Origin of the sequence: Micromonospora sp. NPDC005979, assembly GCF_040614415.1 — a bacterium.
Classification (GTDB): Bacteria; Actinomycetota; Actinomycetes; order Mycobacteriales; family Micromonosporaceae; genus Micromonospora.
In genome coordinates this window covers 1-15,289 of sequence record NZ_JBEXUR010000026.1, presented here as the reverse complement: position 1 = coordinate 15,289, position 15,289 = coordinate 1, and the positions used below count along the sequence as shown (strand labels likewise).

At 71.2% G+C, this 15,289-nt stretch carries 14 protein-coding genes; 6 read left to right on the top strand and 8 right to left on the bottom strand.

Going from position 1 to position 15,289, the window contains the following annotated elements; all coding sequences use genetic code 11:
* The first annotated feature begins 292 nt into the window (after window positions 1–292).
* Window positions 293–1,675: a cellulose binding domain-containing protein gene (locus ABZ272_RS29710; RefSeq protein ID WP_355053245.1), complete on the top strand. Its 1,383-nt coding sequence runs from the start codon at window positions 293–295 to the stop codon at window positions 1,673–1,675.
* Window positions 1,676–1,721: 46 nt separating this feature from the next.
* On the opposite strand, the gene miaB is transcribed toward ABZ272_RS29710, so the two are convergent.
* On the bottom strand, window positions 1,722–3,221 hold the full coding sequence (gene miaB, locus ABZ272_RS29705; RefSeq protein ID WP_355053244.1) for a tRNA (N6-isopentenyl adenosine(37)-C2)-methylthiotransferase MiaB: 1,500 nt from the start codon (window positions 3,219–3,221) through the stop codon (window positions 1,722–1,724).
* Between the two features lie 56 nt (window positions 3,222–3,277).
* Here miaB and ABZ272_RS29700 point away from each other — a divergent pair, with 56 nt between their 5' ends.
* Window positions 3,278–3,532, top strand: a complete 255-nt coding sequence (locus ABZ272_RS29700; RefSeq protein WP_355053243.1) for a DUF2277 family protein — start codon at window positions 3,278–3,280, stop codon at window positions 3,530–3,532.
* Between the two features lie 75 nt (window positions 3,533–3,607).
* Here ABZ272_RS29700 and ABZ272_RS29695 read toward each other — a convergent pair whose 3' ends face one another.
* Both ABZ272_RS29695 and selD read right to left on the bottom strand, forming a co-directional pair.
* A complete protein-coding gene (locus tag ABZ272_RS29695) occupies window positions 3,608–4,087 on the bottom strand; it encodes a hypothetical protein (RefSeq protein WP_355053242.1) in 480 nt (159 codons plus the stop codon).
* A gap of 241 nt (window positions 4,088–4,328) precedes the next feature.
* Window positions 4,329–5,318, bottom strand: a complete 990-nt coding sequence (gene selD / locus ABZ272_RS29690; protein WP_355053241.1) for a selenide, water dikinase SelD — start codon at window positions 5,316–5,318, stop codon at window positions 4,329–4,331.
* A gap of 194 nt (window positions 5,319–5,512) precedes the next feature.
* On the opposite strand from selD, the gene ABZ272_RS29685 reads away from it, so the two are divergent.
* The 4 genes from ABZ272_RS29685 to ABZ272_RS29670 all read left to right on the top strand — a co-directional run bounded on the left by ABZ272_RS29685 (window position 5,513) and on the right by ABZ272_RS29670 (window position 8,901).
* Window positions 5,513–6,268 carry an amino acid ABC transporter ATP-binding protein gene (locus ABZ272_RS29685; protein WP_355053240.1) on the top strand — a complete coding sequence of 252 codons (756 nt, stop codon included), beginning with the start codon at window positions 5,513–5,515 and terminating at the stop codon, window positions 6,266–6,268.
* Between the two features lie 57 nt (window positions 6,269–6,325).
* Window positions 6,326–7,261: a glutamate ABC transporter substrate-binding protein gene (locus ABZ272_RS29680; RefSeq protein WP_355053239.1), complete on the top strand. Its 936-nt coding sequence runs from the start codon at window positions 6,326–6,328 to the stop codon at window positions 7,259–7,261.
* A gap of 82 nt (window positions 7,262–7,343) precedes the next feature.
* The gene (locus ABZ272_RS29675; RefSeq protein ID WP_355053238.1) at window positions 7,344–8,000 is read left to right on the top strand and encodes an amino acid ABC transporter permease; all 657 of its coding nucleotides are present in this window, start codon (window positions 7,344–7,346) and stop codon (window positions 7,998–8,000) included.
* 28 nt (window positions 8,001–8,028) lie between these two features.
* Window positions 8,029–8,901 (top strand): amino acid ABC transporter permease, encoded by an 873-nt coding sequence (locus ABZ272_RS29670; protein WP_355053237.1) that lies wholly within the window; start codon window positions 8,029–8,031, stop codon window positions 8,899–8,901.
* 62 nt (window positions 8,902–8,963) lie between these two features.
* On the opposite strand, the gene rny is transcribed toward ABZ272_RS29670, so the two are convergent.
* The 5 genes from rny to ABZ272_RS29645 form a co-directional block, all read right to left on the bottom strand.
* The gene (gene rny / locus ABZ272_RS29665) at window positions 8,964–10,730 is read right to left on the bottom strand and encodes a ribonuclease Y (RefSeq protein WP_355053236.1); all 1,767 of its coding nucleotides are present in this window, start codon (window positions 10,728–10,730) and stop codon (window positions 8,964–8,966) included.
* Window positions 10,731–11,413: 683 nt separating this feature from the next.
* A complete protein-coding gene (locus ABZ272_RS29660; protein WP_355053235.1) occupies window positions 11,414–12,106 on the bottom strand; it encodes a regulatory protein RecX in 693 nt (230 codons plus the stop codon).
* 14 nt (window positions 12,107–12,120) lie between these two features.
* Window positions 12,121–13,167 carry a recombinase RecA gene (recA, locus tag ABZ272_RS29655; protein ID WP_354884861.1) on the bottom strand — a complete coding sequence of 349 codons (1,047 nt, stop codon included), beginning with the start codon at window positions 13,165–13,167 and terminating at the stop codon, window positions 12,121–12,123.
* A 188-nt stretch (window positions 13,168–13,355) separates the two neighbouring features.
* Window positions 13,356–13,556: a DUF3046 domain-containing protein gene (locus ABZ272_RS29650; protein ID WP_355053234.1), complete on the bottom strand. Its 201-nt coding sequence runs from the start codon at window positions 13,554–13,556 to the stop codon at window positions 13,356–13,358.
* Window positions 13,557–13,560: 4 nt separating this feature from the next.
* Window positions 13,561–14,988: an MFS transporter gene (locus tag ABZ272_RS29645; protein WP_355053233.1), complete on the bottom strand. Its 1,428-nt coding sequence runs from the start codon at window positions 14,986–14,988 to the stop codon at window positions 13,561–13,563.
* Between the last annotated feature and the right edge of the window lie 301 nt (window positions 14,989–15,289).

Below are 15,289 nucleotides of genomic sequence, written 5' to 3'. Positions count from 1 at the left end.
GGTCGGCGCCCACGCCGAGGGCGTCGGCCACCTCGGGCCCGGCGTGCACCAACGTGAGCACACGGCGAGGTGGAGGCGACCGCGCCCCGGCCGCACGGAGCATTTACATCCAGGTACTTCTATGTTTCCATCGGGAAAGCGCTTGCCTCCGTCGCGGCCGGCGCGAGCGCGGGAGCCGCACTCCGCACCGAACCGCACCGGCGGACCCCCGGGACCTGAGATCCCGGCCCACCTCGCCGCCCACGGGCATGGGCGTCGCGACGGGGTGTCCGCCTCATCGAAGGGAAGCAGCATGCGCACAGCACAGCGTCGTACGACGCTGCTCGCCACCACCGCCGCCGCGACCGCCGCGCTGGTCACCGGCGGTCTCCTGACGGCCGTGTCGGCCCAGGCGGCAGCCGGCTGTCAGGTCGCCTACTCCGTCGCCAGCCAGTGGCCGGGCGGGTTCACCGGCAACGTCACGGTCACCAACCTCGGCGACCCGGTCTCCGGGTGGACGCTGCGCTGGTCGTACGGGGCCGGCCAGCAGGTCAGCCAGGCGTGGGGGGCCACCGTCGCGCAGAGCGGCAGCCAGGTCTCCGCCGCCAACGTCGACTACAACGGCAACCTGGGCACCAACGGCAGCGCCTCGTTCGGCTTCAACGCGGGTTGGAACAATTCCAGCAACCCGGCACCGACCAGCTTCACCCTGAACAACGTGGCCTGTACCGGCGGCACCACCACCCCGACCACCGCCCCACCGACCACCCCGGGCACGCCCACCAACCCGCCCACCACCCCGCCGATCCCCAGCGATCCGCCGCCGAGCGTTCCGCCGCAGACCGGCCTGGTCGGCTGGGCCACCCAGAACGGCGGCACCACCGGCGGTGGCGGCGCACCGGCGACCACCGTCACGAACGCCTCGGCGCTGACCAGCGCGCTGAACGCGACCGGGTCGGCGGTGATCCGGGTGTCCGGCACCATCTCCTGCTCGGGCATGCTGCGGGTGCGGTCCAACAAGACCATCCTCGGCAACTCCGGCGCGACGATCGTCGGCTGCGGGCTCAACGTCAGCGGTGACCGCAACGTCATCATCCGGAACCTGACCTTCCGGGACTGGAACGACGACGCGATCAACGTGCAGGAGTCGGCCACCAACATCTGGATCGACCACAACACCTTCAGCAACGGGTACGACGGCGCGGTCGACATCAAGCGCGGCTCGGACTTCGTCACGGTGTCGTGGAACCGGGTCTTCAACCACGACAAGACGATGCTGCTCGGGCACAGCGACGACAACGGCGCCCAGGACACCGGACACCTGCGGGTCACCTACCACCACAACTGGTTCGACGGCAGCAAGCAGCGCAACCCCCGGGTGCGCTTCGGCAACCCGGTGCACGTCTACAACAACTACTACCGGGCCAACACCGGCTACGGCGTGGCCTCCACCGAGAACGCGGGCGTGCTCGTCGAGGGCAACTACTTCGAGAACGTCCCCGACACGTACCACCTCGGCGAGGCCGACTCCGGACCGGGCCGGCTGGTCGCCCGGAACAACCACTTCGTCAACTCGCCCGCCGGCCAGACCGGTGGCAGCGTCGCCAGCATCCCGTACTCGTACCAACTGGACACCGCGAGCAACGTCAAATCCATCGTGACGGGCGGCGCCGGCGCCGGTCGCATCACGGTCTGACCGTGACTCGGTCGGGGTCCGCCGTGCCGGCGGGCCCCGACCGGGGTCAGTGGGCGGCGCAGCCGGTCGTCGGCGCGGGCATCGCGGCCGGTGCGCCGACCGTGGGCAGGCCAAGCAACACCCCGGGGGTACGCGGGGAGCGGCCGGCCTCGGCGGCGTCACCGGCCCGGGTCCGGCGGTGCGACAGGGGCGCGCCGTCGGCGTTGAGGTGGTGCGGCGCGGCGTACGTGATCTCGGTGTGCACGATGTCCCCGGGCCGGATCGACCCGGCGAAGCTGCCGGCGTCGAAGTGCACGAGACGACCGTCGCGGGCCCGGCCGGAAAGGCGTCCGGTCCGTTCGTCCTTGCGGCCCTCGCCGACCGCGACCAGCACCTCGACGGTCTCCCCCACCAGGCGCTTGTTCTCCGCCCAGGTGATCTCCTCGACGCAGGCGATCAGCCGCTCGTAGCGCTCCTGCACGACCTGCTTGGGCAGTTGGCCGTCCATGGTCGCGGCGGGGGTGCCGGGGCGCTTGGAGTACTGGAAGGTGAAGGCCGACGAGAACCGGGCCTCGCGCACCACGTCCAGCGTGCGCTGGAAGTCGGCTTCGGTCTCGCCGGGGAAGCCGACGATGATGTCGGTGGTGATCGCCGCGTCCGGCATCGCCGCCCGGACCTTCTCGATGATCCCCAGGTACCGCTCGGAGCGGTACGACCGGCGCATCGCCTTCAGCACGTCGTCGGAGCCGGACTGCAACGGCATGTGCAGCGAGTGGCACACGTTCGGAGTCTCGGCCATCGCGGCGATCACGTCGTCGGTGAAGTCCTTCGGGTGCGGGCTGGTGAACCGAACCCGCTCCAGGCCGTCGATCTCCCCGGTCGCGCGCAGCAGTTTGCCGAACGCGTACCGGTCGCCGAACTCGACGCCGTACGAGTTGACGTTCTGCCCGAGCAGCGTCACCTCCAGCACGCCCTCGTCGACGAGGGCGCGCACCTCGGAGAGGATGTCGCCGGGGCGGCGGTCCTTCTCCTTGCCGCGCAGGGAGGGCACGATGCAGAACGTGCAGGTGTTGTTGCAGCCCACCGAGATCGAGACCCAGCCGGCGTACGTGGACTCGCGGCGGGTCGGCAGCGTGGACGGAAAGACGTCCAGCGACTCCAGGATCTCCACCTCGGCGGCGGCGTTGTGCCGGGCCCGTTCCAGCAGGACCGGCAGCGCGCCGATGTTGTGCGTGCCGAAGACGACGTCCACCCAGGGCGCCTTGCGGACGATCTCGCCACGGTCCTTCTGCGCCAGGCAACCACCGACGGCGATCTGCATCCCCGGGTGCTTGTCCTTCACGGGGCGCAGATGACCGAGGTTGCCGTAGAGCCGGTTGTCGGCGTTCTCCCGCACCGCGCAGGTGTTGAAGACGACGATGTCCGGGGTGTCGTCGGCCTGGGGCGCGCGCACGTAGCCGGCCTGTTCGAGCAGGCCGGAGATGCGCTCGGAGTCGTGCACGTTCATCTGGCAGCCGTAGGTGCGCACCTGGTAGGTGCGCGGGCTGCCCGCCGCTGCGGTAGTCATGACCAGGACAGCGTATCCGGGTCGACCGGATCACCCCGAACCGAGGAGCACCCGACATGTGCCGAAGCATCAAGACGTTGCGGGAGCCGTTCACCCCGCAGGTGACCGACGCGGACATCGAGGCGGCGGCGTTGCAGTACGTCCGCAAGATCTCCGGCTTCCGGGCGCCCGCCGCGCACAACGCCGCTGCCTTCGAGGCCGCCGTGGCCGCCGTGACCGAAGCCACCCGCACCCTGCTCGACCAGTTGGTCGTGCGGGGTGGGTCGAACGCCGCCGATCGACCGGCCGCCACCGCCACCGGGCGCGGCTGACGCCCGGACCGGCCGGCTCGGCGTGAGCGGGCCCGGCCGGCTCGGCGTGAGCGGGCCCGGCCGGCTCGGCGGCGGTCAGGCTGCGGCGAGGACCGGCGCGACGGTGTCGGGCGCCCAGCGGGAGCGGTGACACTGCGACCAACCCCGGCAGCCGGGGTCACCCAGCGAGCAGAGCCGTCGCCGGCTGAGCACCTCGCCGTCGTCGGTGTCCCGGACGTCGAAGTGCACCGGGCGGACCGTGCCGTCCGGTGCGACGAGCAGGTGCCGGCTGGCGTCCAACGTGTCGTCCCGCAGCAGGCAGTCCCGGCCCAGCAGCCGGGCCAGCGCGGCGATGCTGGCGTGCTCGGAGAGCCGCTCGGGCACCCCGTAACAGTCGATCACCGTCGGGAACTCGCCCGGCGCCTGCCAGACGTCACACACCACCGCGTACACCGGCAGTCGCGCCGGATCCGCCGCGGCCAGCGGCATCACCACCCGACCGAGCGCCTCGGCCAGCGCCGGGTAGACCTCCACGGGTCGTACCCGGTCGATTCTCCAGTTCCACAGCTCGGTCATTCCGCCTCCTCGCTGCGTTCGTCCCACCGGCCTCCGGATCGGGCCTTACTGACGATGGTGGGGGGCATTTGACCCCAGCCGGGGGCAAGTTACCGGTCTGTGACCATTCCGGGCAAAATTTCCCTGAGCGGCATTGCTCGGAGTAGCGGGAAGGTGACAGTTTATCGGGTATCGTGCGCCGACCGAACCACCGGGCCAGCGTGTCCCGGCACCATCGGTAGCGGTTCCGTTAGGCCGTGCGTCAGCGCAGGACGACCAGGTGCTCCCCGCGGGGCAGCAGCTCACCCACCACCGGCGCGCCCGGCAGCTCACCCGCGACCAGCAGACCACCGGACGTCTGCGCGTCGGCCAGCAGCAGCCGCTCCCCCTCGTCGGCCGCGCCGAAGTCCGTCCACGGGGTGACCCACTCCAGGTTGCGGCGGCTGCCGCCACTGACGTACCCGTCGCGCAGCGCCTCCCGCGCGCCCGCCAGGTACGGCACCCGGGCCGTGTCGATGGCCACCGTCAACCGGCTGGCACGGGCCAGCTTCGAGGCGTGCCCGAGCAGGCCGAACCCGGTCACGTCGGTGCCGCACCGGATACCGGCGGCGACCGCGGCGCGCGCGGCGTCCCGGTTCAGCGCGCTCATCGAGGCGACCGCCTCCGGGAAGCTCTCGCCGGTGGACTTGTGCCGGGTGTTGAGCACACCCACACCGAGCGGCTTGGTCAGGGACAGCGGTATCCCGGCCCGGCCCGCGTCCAGCGTGATCAGCTCCTCCGGACGTACGGTGCCGGTGACCGCGAGGCCGTACTTCGGACCGTCGTCGTCCACGCTGTGCCCGCCGGCCAGGTGACAGCCCGCCTCCCGGGCCACGTCCTGGCCGCCGCGCAGCACCTCCCGCGCCAGTTCCAGCGGCAGCACGTCCCGCGGCCAGCAGAGCAGGTTCAGCGCCACCAGCGGGGTGCCGCCCATCGCGTACACGTCGGACAGCGCGTTGGCCGCGGCGATGCGGCCCCAGTCGTACGCGTCGTCGACGACCGGGGTGAAGAAGTCCGCGGTGCTGACCAGGCCCGTGCGCTCGTCCAGCCGGACCACCGCGGCGTCGTCGCCGTGGTCCAGGCCGACCAGCAGCTCGGCGGTGCCGGTGGCCGGGCCGAGACCGGCCACCATTGCCTCCAACTCGCCCGGGGGGATCTTGCAGGCGCAGCCGCCGCCGCGCGCGTAACGGGTCAGCCGTACGGGTTCCGTCATCCCCCCATGATCTCGGCAACGCCGAGCCACCGCCACCGTCGCGACCCACGGGTGACCGAAACCGGACCCCCGTAGCCGATCGTGACCGGTGTTACCGCTCCGTGACCAACTGGGTTGCGTTCTGCCACATCACGCCGCCTACAGTTGCCCAACCGGGGGTCGACCGACCCCGATCCGGGGAGACGACAGGGACGGTGGACGACGTGACGACGGGCGAACCGCTCATCGTGCTGGACGCGGTCAACAAGTGGTTCGGACCGCTGCACGTGCTTGACGACGTCTCGCTGTCGGTGGGTCGGGGCGAGGTGGTCGTGGTCATCGGCCCGTCCGGCTCCGGCAAGTCGACGCTGTGCCGCGCCATCAACAGACTGGAACCGATCAACTCCGGCACCATCACCTTCGACGGTCAGCCGCTGCCGGCCGAGGGCAAGCCCCTCGCTCGCCTGCGCAGCGAGGTGGGCATGGTGTTCCAGTCCTTCAACCTCTTCGCCCACAAGACCATCCTGGAGAACGTCACCCTCGGGCCGGTCAAGGTCCGCAAGGAGAAGCCCGCGGTGGCCCGCGAACGCGGTCTGGCCCTGCTCGACCGGGTCGGTATCGCCAACCAGGCGGACAAGTTCCCCGCCCAGCTCTCCGGCGGCCAGCAGCAGCGGGCGGCGATCGCCCGCGCCCTGGCCATGCAGCCCAAGGCGATGCTGTTCGACGAGCCCACCAGCGCCCTCGACCCGGAGATGGTCGGCGAGGTGCTCGACGTGATGACCTCGCTGGCGCGCGACGGCATGACCATGGTCGTGGTCACCCACGAGATGGGCTTCGCGCGGCACGCCGCCAACCGGGTCATCTTCATGGCCGATGGCCAACTGGTCGAGGACGCCCCGCCCGCGGAGTTCTTCGCGAACCCGCGCAGCGACCGGGCCAAGGACTTCCTCTCCAAGATCCTCACGCACTAGGCGTCCGTAGTGGAGCGCGCCGCACAAGGGCGGGCTCCGTCGAAGAAGGAGAAGAGTATGCGTATGACGCGCGTGGCGGCGGTCGCCATGATGGCCTCCCTCGCCCTGTCCGCCGCGGCCTGCGGCAAGGAGGGTGAGCCGACGCCGAGCGCCGGTGGAAACGCCTCCGGCGCCGCCCAGGGCGACACCTGCAAGAGCTCCGGCGCGACCTTCACCCCGAAGTCGGACGCTGCCGTCGCCGGCAGCCCGACCTTCGAGAAGATCAAGACGGCCGGCACGGTCTCGGTCGGGGTCAAGTTCGACCAGCCGAACCTCGGCTACAAGGACGCCCAGGGCAAGCGGTGCGGCTTCGACATCGAGATCGCCCAGTATGTTGCGAGCACGCTCGGCATCGACCCCGCGAAGATCCAGTACAAGGAGATCGCGTCGGCCAACCGGGAGACCGCGATCAAGGGTGGTGAGGTCGACTACTACGTCGGCACCTACTCGATCACCGACAAGCGCAAGAACGACATCTCCTTCGCCGGCCCGTACTTCGTCGCCGGTCAGGACCTGCTGGTCCGCAAGGACGAGTCGTCGATCACCGGCAAGGACACCATCAAGGGCAAGAAGGTCTGCTCGGCCACCGGCTCGACGCCGATCCAGAGGGTCCGCGACGAGGGTCTGACCGAGGCGAACAACATCGTCGAGTTCAAGACCTACTCGGAGTGCGTCTCGCAGCTGCTGGACAAGAAGGTCGACGCCGTCACCACCGACGACGCGATCCTCAAGGGTTACGCGGCGCAGAACCCGGACGAGCTGAAGGTCGTCGGCCAGCCGTTCAGCACCGAGAAGTACGGCATCGGCCTGCCGAAGGACGACAAGGCGCTGCGCGACTACGTCAACGACCAGATCGAAGCCGCCTTCACCAACGGCACCTGGCAGAAGATCTACGACGGCACGCTCGGCCTCTCCGGCTCGGCCGGCACCCCGCCGAAGGTCGAGCGGTACTGATCGACCCGGCTCGACACGAGTAGCGGCGCCGGGCGGGGTTCGTCCCCGTCCGGCGCCCGTGGAGAGGGACTGAGAGCGAGGCATGGGCGAGTTCTTCCGCGTACTGACGGACAACGGGCAACTGTTCGTCGACGGGTTCACCAACACCGTCAAACTTTTCCTGATCGCCGCGGTCGGCAGCCTCGTCCTCGGCACGCTGCTCGGCGCGATGCGGGTCTCGCCGGTGCCGGCGCTGCGCGCGTTCGGCGCCACGTACGTCAACCTGGTGCGCAACACCCCGCTGACGCTGGTCTTCGCGTTCCTCGTGTTCGCGGTTCCGAAGCTCGACGTCAACATCGACTACTTCCCCAGCGCCGCCATCGCGCTGACCGTCTACACCTCCGCGTTCGTCTGCGAGGTGATCCGCTCCGGCGTCAACACGGTCGCCGCCGGGCAGGCCGAGGCGGCCCGCGCCCTGGGCATGACCTTCGGTCAGGTACTCACGCTCATCGTGCTGCCGCAGGCCCTGCGCGCGATGGTCCCGCCGATGGTGAGCGTGTTCATCGCCATGCTGAAGAACACCACGATCGCCGCCGGCTTCTCGGTGCTGGAGGCCGGCGCCATTCCGGCGTACATGGCCGAGCGGGGCGAGCCGCAGTTCGCCGTCCTGCTCTGGATCACCATCGGCTTCCTGATCCTGATCCTGCCGCTGGTGGCGTTGCAGCGGTTCCTGGAGCGCAAGTGGCGGGTGGCCCGATGATGGCGTTCGTAAACGGAGGGTGGTTGAGTTGAGCCAGGCGTCGATCCTCTACGACCTGCCCGGTCCCCGCGCCAAGCGGCGCAACGCGATCCTGGGCGTCGTCTCCACGGCCGGCATCATCGCCCTGCTCGCCTACATCGGCTACAAGTTCGCCGACACCGGGCAGTTCGAGGCCCGCAAGTGGGAACAGTTCCAGTACGCCTCGGTGCAACGCGAGCTGCTCGGCGGTCTGTGGGCCACGCTGAAGGCCGCCGGCATCGCCGCGGTCCTGGCGCTGCTGTTCGGCGCGATCTTCGCCAGCGGCCGGCTCAGCGACAAGTGGATCCTGCGGGCCCCGTCGACGTTCGTGGTCGAGCTGTTCCGGGCGATCCCGCTGCTGATCCTGATCTTCTTCGGCTACTACGTGCCGCTGCAGTACGGCTGGTCGATCGACAAGCTGTGGGCGCTGGTCATCGGGCTGATGCTCTACAACGGCTCGGTGCTCGCGGAGATCTTCCGGGCCGGCATCAACGCCGTCCCGTACGGGCAGACCGAGGGCGCGTACGCGATCGGCCTGCGCAAGAACCAGGTGCTGCGGCTCATCCTGCTGCCGCAGGCCGTCCGGTCGATGCTCCCGGCGATCGTCAGCCAGCTCGTCGTGCTGCTCAAGGACACCGCGCTGGGCTTCATCATCACGTACCCCGAGCTGCTGTTCGCCGGGAAGCAGATCGGCGGCCGGTTGCCGTTCGGGCTGCCGTACGTGCCGACGTACCTGATCGTGGCGGCCGTCTACATCGCCATCTGCGGGGCGCTGTCGATTCTGGCCTGGTGGTTGCAGAAGCGGATGGGCCGGGCGCCGCGCACGGCGGCGAAGGTGCTGCCCGCCCAGGACGCGGGCGCGGACTCGGCCCGGATGATCTGACCGGGATCAGCACGGACGACGGGCGGGTGGCCTCAGCCACCCGCCCGTCGCGTGTCGGAGGATCAGCGGGCGATCTCGGTGACCCGGGACTCACGGACCACGGTGACCCGGATCTGACCCGGGTAGGTCAGCTCCTCCTCGATCTGCTTGGCCACGTCGCGGGCCAGCACGGCCGCGCCGATGTCGTCGACGTCGTCCGGCTTGACCATCACCCGGATCTCCCGGCCGGCCTGCATGGCGAAGACCTTGTCCACGCCGAGCTTGCCGGCCGCGATCTCCTCGATCCGCTCCAGCCGCTTGACGTACGCCTCGAGGCTCTCCCGCCGCGCGCCCGGCCGACCACCGGAGCAGGCGTCGGACGCCTGGGTGAGGACGGCCTCGACGGTCTGTGGCGGCACCTCGTTGTGGTGCGCCTCGATGGCGTGCACCACGTCCTCGTGTTCGCCGTACTTGCGGGCCAGGTCGGCGCCGATGATGGCGTGGCTGCCCTCGACCTCGTGGGTGAGCGCCTTGCCGATGTCGTGCAGGAACGCCGACCGCTTGATGGTGGGCACGTCCAGCCGCAGCTCGGCGGCCATGATGCCGGCGATGTGCGCGGTCTCCACGAGGTGCTTGAGCACGTTCTGGCCGTACGACGTGCGGTAGCGCAGCCGGCCCAGCAGGGTCACCAACTCCGGGTGGATCTCGGTGATGCCCACCTCGACCAGGGCGTCCTCGGCGGCGCGCAGGCAGAGCTGCTCCACCTCCTGGCGGGCCAGGTCGTAGACCTCCTCGATCCGGTGCGGGTGGATCCGCCCGTCCAGCACGAGCTTCTCGAGAGTGAGCCGGCCGACCTCGCGGCGCACCGGGTCGAAGCAGGAGAGCAGCACGGCCTCGGGAGTGTCGTCGATGATCAGGTTGACGCCGGTGACCGACTCGAAGGCCCGGATGTTGCGGCCCTCGCGGCCGATGATGCGGCCCTTCATCTCGTCCCCGGGCAGGTGCAGGACGCTCACCACGCTCTCGGCGGTCTGTTCGCTGGCGACCCGCTGGATCGCGTCCACCACGATGTGCCGGGCCCGCTGATCGGCGGTGTTGCGCGCGTCGGACTCGATGTCGCGCACCAGGAGCGCCGCCTCCCGCTTGGCGGACGTCTCGATCGCCTCGATCAGCTCCAGCCGGGCGGACTCGGCGGTGAGGCCGGCCACCCGCTCCAACTCCCGGCGGCGCAACTCCTCGGCCTCGGCCAGCTCGGTCTCGCGCTGGGCGAGCGCCGACTCGCGGGCGGCGAGGGCGGCACGCGCCGCGGTGAGCTGCCGCTCCCGCTCGGCGAACCGCTCCACCTCCTCGGTGTGCAGCCGCTCCCGCTCGTCCATCCGGGCCGCCCGCCGCTCCACCTCGGCGGCCTGTTCGCGGGTCGTGGCGGCGAGCACCGCGACCTCCCGCTCGCCGCTGCGGCGCGCGGTGGTGCGGAGCTGCTCGGCGTCCGCCTCGGCCTGCTTGTGCGCCCGTTCCAGCACGGTGTCCGCCTCGGCGCGGGCGTCGTCGAGCACTCGCCGGGCCTCGGCCCGGGCCGCCTTCGCCTCGGCCTTGGCCGCCGCCGCTTCGGCGCGGGCCGCGGAGGCGGCGGACTTCGCCACGTCGATCGTGCTGTTCGCCTGGTCGGCCGCGTCGCGCAGGGCGGCCAGGGACTGCTCCTGACGGTCCTTCTCGGCGATGAAGGCGGGATCCTCCGGGGCGGCCGTCGAGCCGATCCGGCGCAGCGTCCGGATGCCGACCAGCACCGCCGCCACCACGACCACGGCGAGGATCAGGACGGCCGCGAGGAGCACCACGTCGAGGGCGTTCATGCCGGAACCCCGCGAGGTCCATCCGTGCGCCTGTGCCGCCGCCCCGCCATGGCCGCCTCCCCTGAACGTCATGACCGCAGCGACTGTGCCCAGGGCACACTCCTGCGGCTGTGGACGCCCGACCGGAGCGGCTGGCCGTAGATAGCTCTCTCCGCCGGCGGTGCCCTCGGGCATCGTCGGCGACCGGGTGCAGTTGTCGCGGCGTCCCGGACCGGCCAGTCCGGAACTGCCGCCAAAGGCCGTGGAGCCGGCCAAAGTGATGCTGTTCTGTTACGAGATCTATGTTGTGCGCTTAGCCTGCAATGGTCGGGCAATGTGAGCCTGTATGGCGAGGCTAGGTCTCCGAGGGCGGTCTGGTCAAGGACTCATGATCAAACCCCCCGAACGGAGAGAAGTTGTAGCGTCACGCAAAGCTGATGTCGTGTCGGACACGGCGGGACAAAGACGGCGAGCCGACGCCTCGATTCGACCGTCATGCCTGTTCAGCGACCGCACAGGTCCGCCGAAGGCCCTTCGATGTGACGCCTGCGACCCGACGCCGGCCCGTCGGACCCGTCCCTCCAAGATCGTGCTCGATCCTGGAAGTAGTGGCCTCACCTCGGGCAGACCCCACTAGATCCTGGATCGAGCACGATCTTGGGTGCGTCAGCGCGGGATCGACCGCAGCACTCGGCGCGTGCCGCTCAGTCGATCGGGCGGCTGTCCCGCTCCAGCTCGCCCTCGGCGTCGGCCAGGGCGTCGGCGTCGATCTGCTCGGCGAACTCGGCCGCCTCGGCGCTCTGCGCGGCGAGCGCGTCCTTCACCGCACGGATGGCCACGCCGGGCGGGTAACCCTTGCGGGCCAGCATGCCCACCAGCCGGCGGAAGACCGCGTCCGGCTCACCCCGGGCGGTACGCAGTTTGCGCTCCACGAGGGCACGGGCGGTCTCCGCCTCGGTCTCCTCGTCCAACTCGCCCAACGCCTCGGTGGCCACCTCGCCGTCCACGCCCTTGCGGCGCAGCTCGTTGGCGAGCGCCCGGCGCGCGAGACCGCGCCCGGAGTGTCGACTCGACACCCAGGCTCGGGCGAACGCGGCGTCGTCGATGATGCCGACCTCGTCGTACCGGTCGAGCACGTCGGCCGACACCTCTTCGGAGATGCCCCGCTTGGCCAGCGCCCCGGCCAGCTCGGCGCGGGTACGCGGTCGCACGGCGAGTTGGCGCAGGCAGATCTCGCGAGCCAGCTCGGACTCGTCGCGCGGTGGGGACGCCTGCTCGTCGGCCGGCGACTCGGCCCGACGGCCGCCCCGGCGGGGGCGCGGCGGAGCGGCGTCGTCGCCCGTACGGGGCGGACTGGCATCCCAGCCCCGCCCCGTACGGGCGCGTCGTCCTGCCATCGGTCAGCGACCGGTCAGAAGTCGACCGGCGGCAGCTCCGGGCCACCGGCGGCGTCACCCGCGCCGACCCCGACGCCGAGCTTCTCCAGGATCTTCTTCTCGATCTCGGCGGCCACGTCCGGGTTCTCCTTCAGGAACTCCCGGGCCTTCTCCTTGCCCTGGCCGAGCTGGTCACCGTCGTACGTGTACCACGCGCCGGACTTACGGATGATCGCCTGCTCCACGCCGACGTCGATCAGCGAGCCCTCACGCGAGATGCCCTTGCCGTACATGATGTCGAACTCGGCCTGCTTGAACGGCGCGGCCACCTTGTTCTTCACGACCTTGACCCGGGTGCGGTTACCGACCACGTCGGTGCCGTCCTTGAGGCTCTCGATGCGGCGCACGTCGAGCCGGACCGAGGCGTAGAACTTCAGCGCCCGACCACCGGTCGTGGTCTCCGGGCTGCCGAACATCACGCCGATCTTTTCCCGGAGCTGGTTGATGAAGATCGCCGTGGTGCCAGTGTTGCTGAGCACACCGGTGATCTTGCGCAGCGCCTGGCTCATCAGCCGGGCCTGGAGGCCCACGTGGCTGTCGCCCATCTCGCCCTCGATCTCGGCGCGGGGCACCAGGGCCGCCACGGAGTCGATCACGATGATGTCGATCGCGCCCGAGCGGATCAGCATGTCGGCGATCTCCAGCGCCTGCTCGCCGGTGTCCGGTTGGGAGACCAGCATCGCGTCGGTGTCGACGCCCAGGGCCTTCGCGTACTCCGGGTCGAGCGCGTGCTCGGCGTCGATGAAGGCGGCGATGCCGCCGGCCCGCTGGGCGCTGGCCACCGAGTGCAGGGCCACCGTGGTCTTACCGCTGGACTCGGGGCCGTAGATCTCGACCACCCGACCGCGCGGCAGACCGCCCACACCGAGCGCCACGTCGAGCGCGATGGAGCCGGTCGGGATCACCGCGGTCTGGACGACCGGCCGCTCTCCCAGCCGCATCACCGAGCCCTTGCCGAATTGCTTGTCAATCTGAGCGAGAGCAAGGTCGAGCGCCTTCTCCCGGTCAGGACCTGCTGCCATCGTTGCCACCCCTGCCTTCGCCGGCGTCTTTCCTGCTGAGCTTCTCGTCACGCGAGACACGCTAGGCGCTAGGTCCGACAGAAAACCAGCCGACGGGCCGCGAGCTGTGGACGAGCACCCCGCTGTGGACAATAGCCGAACAGGTGTACGACTCGACAAGCGACACGCGGAACCGACGAAAAGGCTGCTCAGCGTAGTCGCGCGGGCACGCGGTCGGGATACGCGGCGCAGACCGCCCGCCACACCACGTTCGTCCGCTCCCCCGCCGACAACGCCTGCTCGATGGTCCGGCCGCCAAGCTGGGACAGCACCTGATCCCGGGCGATGCTGGCCGCGTAGCCCGGCCCGAACGCCTCCTCCAACCGCGCCCAGAAGTCGGTCAGCCGCACGTGATCAACCCTCCTCATCCGGCGCCCCGGTCGGCGCCGGGCGCAACGCTAGCGCCACCAGGGGCACGGTCGCGACCGCCGCGAGCAGGGTGAGCACGGGATAACCGGCCGCCTGCATGACAAACCCGCTGAGCACCGCGGCGCTCGCGCCCGCCAGCCCCATGATCATGTCCGAGAATCCCTGGACGCTCGGCCGCACATCGGCCGACACCGACTCGGAGAGCAGCGTCGAGCCGGCCACCATCGTCCCCGACCAGCCCAGCCCGAGCAGGACGAGACCGACCGAGAGCCGAGGCGTGTGGTGCCCGGCGGTACCGGCCACCGCGCAGGCGGCCAGCAGCAGTCCGACCCCGCCCAGGATCACCGCCCGCCGCCCGAGCCGGTCGGTGAGCCAGCCGACGACCGGGGAGAACGCGTACATGCCGGCGATGTGCAGACTCAGCACGATCCCGACCAGCCGCAGCACGTCGGCGTCGGCGTGCGACTCACCGAGCCGCACCGGGGTCATCGCCATCACCGCCACCATCACCAGGTGACCCACCGCCACCGCGGCGATGCCGAGCCGGGCGGCGGGCTGTGCGCGTACCACCGACCAGGCCGCCCGCATCCCGGCGCCGCGCGGCGCGCGGGCAGCGACCGGCGCGGCGGCCGGCCCGACGCCACCGCCCGCCGGCGACGCGGCGGTCCCGGCGGTGGGGCCGGGCGCGGTCGCCGCCGCCGCACCGCCCGGCGGCACGGCGGCGACCGGCCCGTGACCGTCGGGCACGGATGCGGCGTCGGCCGCCGCGAGTCGCCGCGCGGTGAGCAGCGGGTCGGGCCGCAACAGGCCGAGGAGTACGACGGCAGCCAGCACGAACGCCGCCGCGCTGAACGCGAACGGGCCGGCCAGCGCGGGCAGCCCCCAGCCGGTGGTCACCCGGTCGGCCAGGGCGGCGAAGTTCGGCGCGGCCACCGCCCCGATGGTGGTGGCCCAGACGATCAGCGAGAGCTGGCGACCTCGACGGGCCGGCTCGGCGAGGTCCACGGCGGTGTAGCGGGCCTGGAGGTTGGCGGCGGTGCCGCCACCGAACAGCAGCATGCCGAGAAGCAGCAGCGGCACCGAGCGGGTGGCCGCCGCCAACACCACCAGGACGCCGCCGACGGCGCCCACCGTGTACGCCAGCACCAGGCCGGGCCGGCGACCGTGCCGGGCCATGATCCGGGTGACCGGGACGGCGAGCAGCGCCGCCCCGACCACCCCGGCGCTCTGCGCGATGCCGGCCAGCGCGGTGCCGGCCACCCGGTCGGCGAGCAGCGCGCCGACGGAGATGCCGATGGTCACGCCGATGCCGCCGATGATCTGGGTGGTGAAGAGCAGCCGCATGGTGCGCCGCTGAATCGGCGCGACGTCGAGTCGGGCGGCGGTACGCGGCTCGGTCAGGTCGGTGGCCATCGGCGCTCCTCGAGACGGGGACGCCCCCATCCTCGCGCACCCGCCCCGAACCCCGACGCCCCGCCGTGCTGCCCGCTCCCGCCCCGCCACCCGACCGCCCGACCGGGCCGCCCCGCCGCGCCCGCCCCGCCGCGCCCCTCCCGCCGCGCCCGCCGGCCGGCCGGCCGGTCGGTCGGTCGGTCGGTCGGTAGATCCGCGCAACTTCAGGGAGCTAGTTGCATCCTGTTTGTGCTGGTGGGCGGGGGTTGACGGGGCTGGTGGCGGCGGTCCAGGTACTGGCTGCGCCCGTGTTGATCTACGG